The following is a 6,008-nucleotide window of genomic DNA, read 5'->3' as shown; positions in this document are numbered from 1 at the left end:
CAATTTCAATTACCAGTTTTAGTTTACTACAATAAAAATCAACAATATACTCCCCAATAGGCTTTTGTCTCATAAACTGATAGCCATTCATCTTTCTGCTTCTCAAATACTTCCAAAGCAATACTTCGGATAAAACCCCTTGCTTTCTAAGTTCTCTGGCGTAAGTTTTCAATTTCGGATTGTAATGAATCTTCATACTTACAACCCCCTAACCCCCTTTATATACTTACAACCCCCTAACCCCCTTTATTAAGGGGGAATATCTGTCCTCCACCTCTAATCTTTTCTATATATTTGGGTGAGGGAATTTCGTGAAGCCCTATTTGGTAATTGGTAAATGGTAATTAGTTACCCATTATTATTTAACCGATTACTTATTTTTTATCCGCGAGCTTTTATTTTAGATTTTGGATTGAAACATAAATCCAAAATTTTCTTGGAGCCCACAACCAGAATTGAACTGGTGACCTCGTCCTTACCAAGGACGCGCTCTTCCTACTGAGCTATGTGGGCAAAATAACTTTGTATTTATTTTATCAAAATAAAAGTAAATTGTCAAGTTAAATTTTGAGGGGGGTAAAACGGTACTTCATATCCTCTTGGTGTTATCATCCGGTTATTCCATAGAAAGGTTTGTGAATTGCCGATTATTATTGTTGTCTGCATGTCAATCTCATAATCAAGCATATCTTTAAGATTTGTGATAATTATCTTTTCGTTATCTCGCGTTGCCCCTTTTACAATTCCTACTGGTGTTTCTGGGGTTTTGTATTTTAAGATAATCTCTCTGGCTTTATTAATCTGTTTTTGTCTGCCAATGCTTCTGGGATTGTAAAAGACGATAACGAAATCAGACATAGCCGCTGACTCAAGCCTTTTTTTAATCAATTCCCATGGGGTAAGTCTGTCTGATAAGCTGATAACGGCAAAATCGTGCATCAACGGTGCACCCAGTCTTGCCGCAGAGGCATTCAAGGCAGAAATGCCCGGCACAACCTCAATATTAATTTCAGGAAAGTTCTGTTTTTTGATAATTTCAAACACCAATCCAGCCATAGCGTAAATGCCAGGGTCACCGCCGCTGATGACTGAAACGGTTTTGCCGGCAATAGCCAATTCTACTGCCTTTTGACATCTCTTTAGTTCCTGCGTCATCCCCGTAGAGATGATTTCTTTATCTTTAATCAGTTCTGCTATGCGGTTGATATAACTGTTATATCCTACAATAACCTCAGAATTTCTGATTTTCTTCTGGGCATAAGGTGTAATATGTTCACTATCACCGGGGCCTACACCGACAATGTATATTTCCCCTTTTTCTTCTGTTTTGTGTTCTGCCACGGCTATCGTTACATTTCCTATCTTTTGTTTTGGTATAAGCAGTTTGTTTGCCTTTGAGGCAAGTAGTGCGGCTGGCTCAGCGACACCTATTGCCCCGGTGGACTTAAATACAGACTCAGATTTCAATATCCCCTTTACTGAATTGAGTTCGTCCGTAGAGAATGTCTGAGTCAAGAGGTTGTAATTTTGGGCAAATGCCACTAATCCTGGTTCCTGAGATTTTATATCAATGGTAGCAATAGATATGACATCAGTAAATGAGAAATTATGTTTTGCCAATGTCTTTCTTACTGCTTTTTCTATTTCATTTTCTGATGTGCCGCGATTACAGCCAATACCAATCACCAATTTGCTATGGGATATATTGTCAACATCTGATGCCGTGGTGATAACTGCCTGACCATCAAGGAATTTTGCGATATTTCTTGCGGCTTTATTTGCTCCGCCCAGATGTCCACTCAAGAGACTGATGGCAAACTTTCCCTTTTCATCAAGCACAACTACAGCCGGGTCTGTCCTTTTATCCTTTATCAATGGAGCAATCGTCCTTACCACAATACCACAAGCCATAATAAAAATAAGGTTTTTGCATTCATTCCATATTTCAGAAACAGCCGCAGATTGAAATTTTAGGATTTGGGCATCTGGATAAAGTCCCTTAATCCGTTGTGCAAGGTTTCTACCATTATTTGTGATGTAAAGTATTACGGTTTTATTTTCGGCATACATGTTTGAAATCTTTATGATAAAGTTTTGATTCCTTTCCTAATGATTTTTCTGAGGCTTTCAGTGCCTCGCCAATATATATCAAGGCGGTCTTTTTAATTTTGGCGTTCTTGACCATTTCTACCATTTCTTTTAATTTCCCTCTTATTATCCTTTGGTTGTCCCAGGATGCCTTTTCGATAACCGCAACTGGTGTATCTTCAGGATAGCCCTGCAGGAGTTCATTCTGGACATCCTCAATCATTCCGACGCTCAAAAAAATCACCATAGTTGCTTTATGTTTAGCCAATTTGCTCATTTTTTCTGCCTTTGGCACTTTCGTTTTGCCTTCAAGGCGGGTAAATATTAGGGTTTGGCTTATCTCTGGTATGGTAAGTTCCTGACCAAGTATTGCCGCACCAGATGATGCCGAAGATACACCTGGTATAACCTCATATTTTATGTTCAATGCCCGTAATCTTTCTATTTGTTCTGATATGGCACTGTACAGGAATGTATCGCCTGTATGGAGACGGACAATCATCTTGCCACCATTTACGGAACATCTGATTACATCTATGATTTCATCAAGTGTCATCCCGGCAGAATCATATATCTTTGCCTTGATACCTTCAAGGAGTTGTGGATTAACCAGACTCCCGGCATAGATAACTACATCTGCTTTATCAAGCAGATTTCTACCTTTGATGGTTATTAATTCCGGGTCGCCAGGACCCGCACCAACAAAATAAACCTTACTCATATCTTCACCTCAATACCAAACCCATACTTGACCCTGTCAATGCACTCCATAATACTACTCATCATTTTTTTACTATGATTAAGGAAAAATAATCAAGGTCTGTTTCCTTAACCTGTTTGAGGTCTCTAATTATTTTTTCATCCGTCATCCCAGCCCGCGAGACATAGATTGCCTTATCAAGAGTCCCCATTTCTTCTAAAAGTATCACCACTTCATCAAAGACCTTATTAACTTTCATTAAAACTATGGTGTCAAACCGCAGAAGTAACTCTTTTACGCGAGACATATAGTTTGCCGGGACAATCATCAGTGTTTCATCACCCAGAGTCAACGGCAGTTTAGCCTTAGCTCCTCCCGCTGTTATCGATGAGACCCCCGGAATAATCTCTGTTACTATCTCATCAGATAACTCAAGCAACCTGGGATATAGGTAAAAGAAGGTGCTGTAAATTGTCGGGTCACCAAGGGTAATAAAAGCAACATCCATTCCCCTGTTTATCCTGTTCAATATCTTTTCAATTGTCTCGTTCCATCTGGACTCAATCTCGTCCTGTCCTGATTTCTGACTGTCCCGGGTTTTTCTCATAGGAAAATAGGCAGGGATTATCTCTTTCCCCTGGAGGTCTATTGCCTTTTCAACTATTGTTAAAGCTAAACTATTGCCATCTTCTTTGCCTCTGGGGACACAAATGCAGGGTGCCTCCTTGAGGATTCGGACAGCCTTAAGGGTTAATAATTCAGGGTCACCAGGACCTATGCCAATTACATAAATTTTACCTGTCATTTTTAAGCAGTTCTTCTGAAAATAGGAAGTAGAGAGTAGAAAGTAGAGAGTAGAAAGTAAAGAAAACACCACTCCTCACGCTTATCTCTCCATCTCCCACCTTCTATCTCCTATCTTATATCCGCGAATATCCGCATCGTCAGCGTGCTATTATTTTTCATCGTCATTTGTGCCCTGTAGGGGCATGAGCGTTTCTTCTTTCCAATTCGCAACACTATTGGATAAAATTAAATGTTGATTTTATTGGTTTTGTCCAATAGACAAATTTTCTTTACCCGCAGCTTTTTTAAGCAGGAAGTGAGAAGTAGAAAGTGAGAAGTAAGAAAAGAAGTTGATTCCTCTTATATTAACTTCGGACTTCCCACTTCTTACTTCTTGAGAGTTTTCCTTGTAATTGGTTAAATGGTAAGTGGTGAATGGTATTTAATTACCAGTTACCAATCACCAGTTACCACAATCAAATTCCGTGCGTTATTTGTTCAACACGACACTAGAAATGCGTAATTTTTTTAATTCGACGATACCTTTTTTCTATATCATCTTTAGTTAAATTAATTAATTTATTAATACTAAAATCTTCTACGGTAAATGAGGCAATAGTAGTCCCATAAATAATGGCTTTTTTCATTTCTGGTTCTCTTAAGTTTTTATGAGAGGCTAAATATCCAACGAATCCACCTGCGAATGAATCGCCCGCACCAGTTGGGTCAAAAATGGATTCTAATGGATAGGCAGGGGCAGAGAAAAAATTTGAGGATGAAACCATTAATGAACCATGCTCACCTTTTTTAATGATGACTTGTTTAGGACCTAATGAGAGTATTTTTTTAGCCGCATTGATTAAATTAGGTTCATTGGTTAATTGTCTTGCTTCCCCATCATTTAACACGACTATATCAATCTTTTTTAGAAGTTTCAATAAGGCATTTTTTTTTCGTTCAATCCAGAAATTCATTGTATCCGCTACGACTAATTTGGGTGAGTGCAATTGTTGGAGCACATTTAATTGCAAATCAGGGTCAATATTAGCCAGGAAAATAAATTCAGTATCTTGATATTGTAATGGGATTTTAGGGGAGAAGTTTTCAAGGACATTTAATTGAGTATCAATCGTAATTGCCGCATTCAAGTCGTAATGATACTCTCCTTTCCAATGAAATGTTTTTCCTTTTATCTTTTGTAACCCATTTAAATCAATTCCTTTTTCTTTTAGAAGTAAAAGAGCTTCATCCGAGAAATCCATTCCAACAACCCCAACTAATTTTACTTGAGTGAAAATACTTGCGGCTAATGAAAAATATACCGCTGAGCCTCCAAGGGCATTCTTTACTTCGCCAAAAGGTGTTTTTACTGAGTCTAAGGCTAAAGTTCCTACAACTAATACACTCATAATTTAAAAATTATATTCTAATAAATGAATTTTGTCAACATATTTTTTATTGACAAAAATGGGTGATTATGATATGATTAAAGACAGGTTGATTTAATGTTGGGATTTTATGTGTTAAGTTATCTGCGGTTTGAAATTAGAAATTGGGACAGAAGACCTGATTTTCAGAGGAAATTAGAGGGGGAGTGATAAAAATGGACCCTTTAAAATCTTGTTACAAATCACAAAGCGAAACATTATTCGTATTACAATTTTAAAAAAGTAAAATGAATTTAGTTGAGGTTTTTACCAGCATACAGGGAGAAGGTATATACATTGGACAACCGCAAGTTTTCATTAGATTTGCAGGTTGTAATTTAAGATGTCAGTTCTGTGATACTACACAATCTTTGTTCATACCTCAGGAATGCGAAATAATAACTCAAGGTAAAAAAAATAGGATTTCTAATCCTGTGGCAAATTCTACCTTAATTGAATTAATAAAAGAAGATATTCTAAATTATTCAATGATTTGTTTAACAGGCGGAGAACCGTTAATTCAAATTGATTCTTTAAAACGCCTGCTAAGAGAAATAAAGAAAGGGTATAAAACACAAATATATCTTGAAACCAATGGAACATTACCTCACCTATTAGAGCAGGTTATTAATCTTATTGATATAATTGCTATGGATATTAAATTACCTTCTTTGACCGGGCTAAAACCATTCTGGAAAGAACACGAAAAATTTTTAAGGATAGCTAATAAAAAGGAGGTTTTTGTAAAAATAATTTCAGGTGCTCAAATGGTGATGGATGAGTTTAGAAGGGCTATTTTTTTGGTAAAAGAAATAAGTAGTAATATCCCATTAGTGCTTCAACCATTGGATAATAATTTATCATTACAGGAATTACTTCAATATCAAGCAGAGGCGAATAAAAAATTAAGTATAGTTAGAATTATTCCGCAGGTGCATAAATTAGCAGGCTGGAAATAAACTGGTGGTAACTATTAACTAATTACTATCTGTAGTGTTGAGTAAGTT

Annotated in this window: 6 protein-coding genes and 1 tRNA gene; 1 reads left to right on the top strand and 6 read right to left on the bottom strand. The window is 36.9% G+C overall.

Annotated elements, in window-relative coordinates:
• The 6 genes from AB1422_03490 to AB1422_03465 all read right to left on the bottom strand — a co-directional run.
• Positions 1-196 (bottom strand): DUF559 domain-containing protein (locus tag AB1422_03490; protein ID MEW6618406.1); only part of this gene is annotated, 196 nt, incomplete at its 3' end.
• Positions 197-437: 241 nt separating this feature from the next.
• Positions 438-513, bottom strand: a tRNA-Thr gene (locus AB1422_03485).
• A gap of 42 nt (positions 514-555) precedes the next feature.
• Entirely contained in the window at positions 556-2,070 is a 1,515-nt protein-coding gene (cobJ, locus tag AB1422_03480) for a precorrin-3B C(17)-methyltransferase (GenBank protein ID MEW6618405.1), read from the bottom strand.
• Positions 2,054-2,809 carry a precorrin-4 C(11)-methyltransferase gene (cobM, locus tag AB1422_03475; GenBank protein MEW6618404.1) on the bottom strand — a complete coding sequence of 252 codons (756 nt, stop codon included), beginning with the start codon at positions 2,807-2,809 and terminating at the stop codon, positions 2,054-2,056. Before cobM ends, cobJ begins: the two co-directional genes overlap by 17 nt.
• Positions 2,810-2,870: 61 nt before the next feature.
• The gene (cobI, locus tag AB1422_03470; protein ID MEW6618403.1) at positions 2,871-3,593 is read right to left on the bottom strand and encodes a precorrin-2 C(20)-methyltransferase; all 723 of its coding nucleotides are present in this window, start codon (positions 3,591-3,593) and stop codon (positions 2,871-2,873) included.
• A gap of 490 nt (positions 3,594-4,083) precedes the next feature.
• The gene (locus AB1422_03465) at positions 4,084-4,983 is read right to left on the bottom strand and encodes a PfkB family carbohydrate kinase (protein MEW6618402.1); all 900 of its coding nucleotides are present in this window, start codon (positions 4,981-4,983) and stop codon (positions 4,084-4,086) included.
• Positions 4,984-5,249: 266 nt separating this feature from the next.
• Between AB1422_03465 and AB1422_03460 the strand changes: the two genes are divergently transcribed.
• Positions 5,250-5,960, top strand: coding sequence for a 7-carboxy-7-deazaguanine synthase QueE (locus AB1422_03460; GenBank protein MEW6618401.1), 711 nt, complete (start codon positions 5,250-5,252; stop codon positions 5,958-5,960).
• Positions 5,961-6,008 lie beyond the last annotated feature (48 nt).

The organism is bacterium (genome assembly GCA_040757115.1).
Classification (GTDB): Bacteria; UBA9089; CG2-30-40-21; order CG2-30-40-21; family SBAY01; genus JBFLXS01.
Note: the sequence above shows the minus strand (reverse complement) of the source record. Positions and strands in the feature narration are given on the sequence as shown.

What these genes read in the sequence shown, in the direction of transcription:
- cobJ (MEW6618405.1), bottom strand. Translation starts at nt 2,070, where the DNA reads ATGTATGCCGAAAATAAAACCGTAATACTTTACATCACAAATAATGGT.
- cobM (MEW6618404.1), bottom strand. Translation starts at nt 2,809, where the DNA reads ATGAGTAAGGTTTATTTTGTTGGTGCGGGTCCTGGCGACCCGGAATTA.
- cobI (MEW6618403.1), bottom strand. Translation starts at nt 3,593, where the DNA reads ATGACAGGTAAAATTTATGTAATTGGCATAGGTCCTGGTGACCCTGAA.
- AB1422_03460 (MEW6618401.1), top strand. Translation starts at nt 5,250, where the DNA reads ATGAATTTAGTTGAGGTTTTTACCAGCATACAGGGAGAAGGTATATAC.
- AB1422_03465 (MEW6618402.1), bottom strand. Translation starts at nt 4,983, where the DNA reads ATGAGTGTATTAGTTGTAGGAACTTTAGCCTTAGACTCAGTAAAAACA.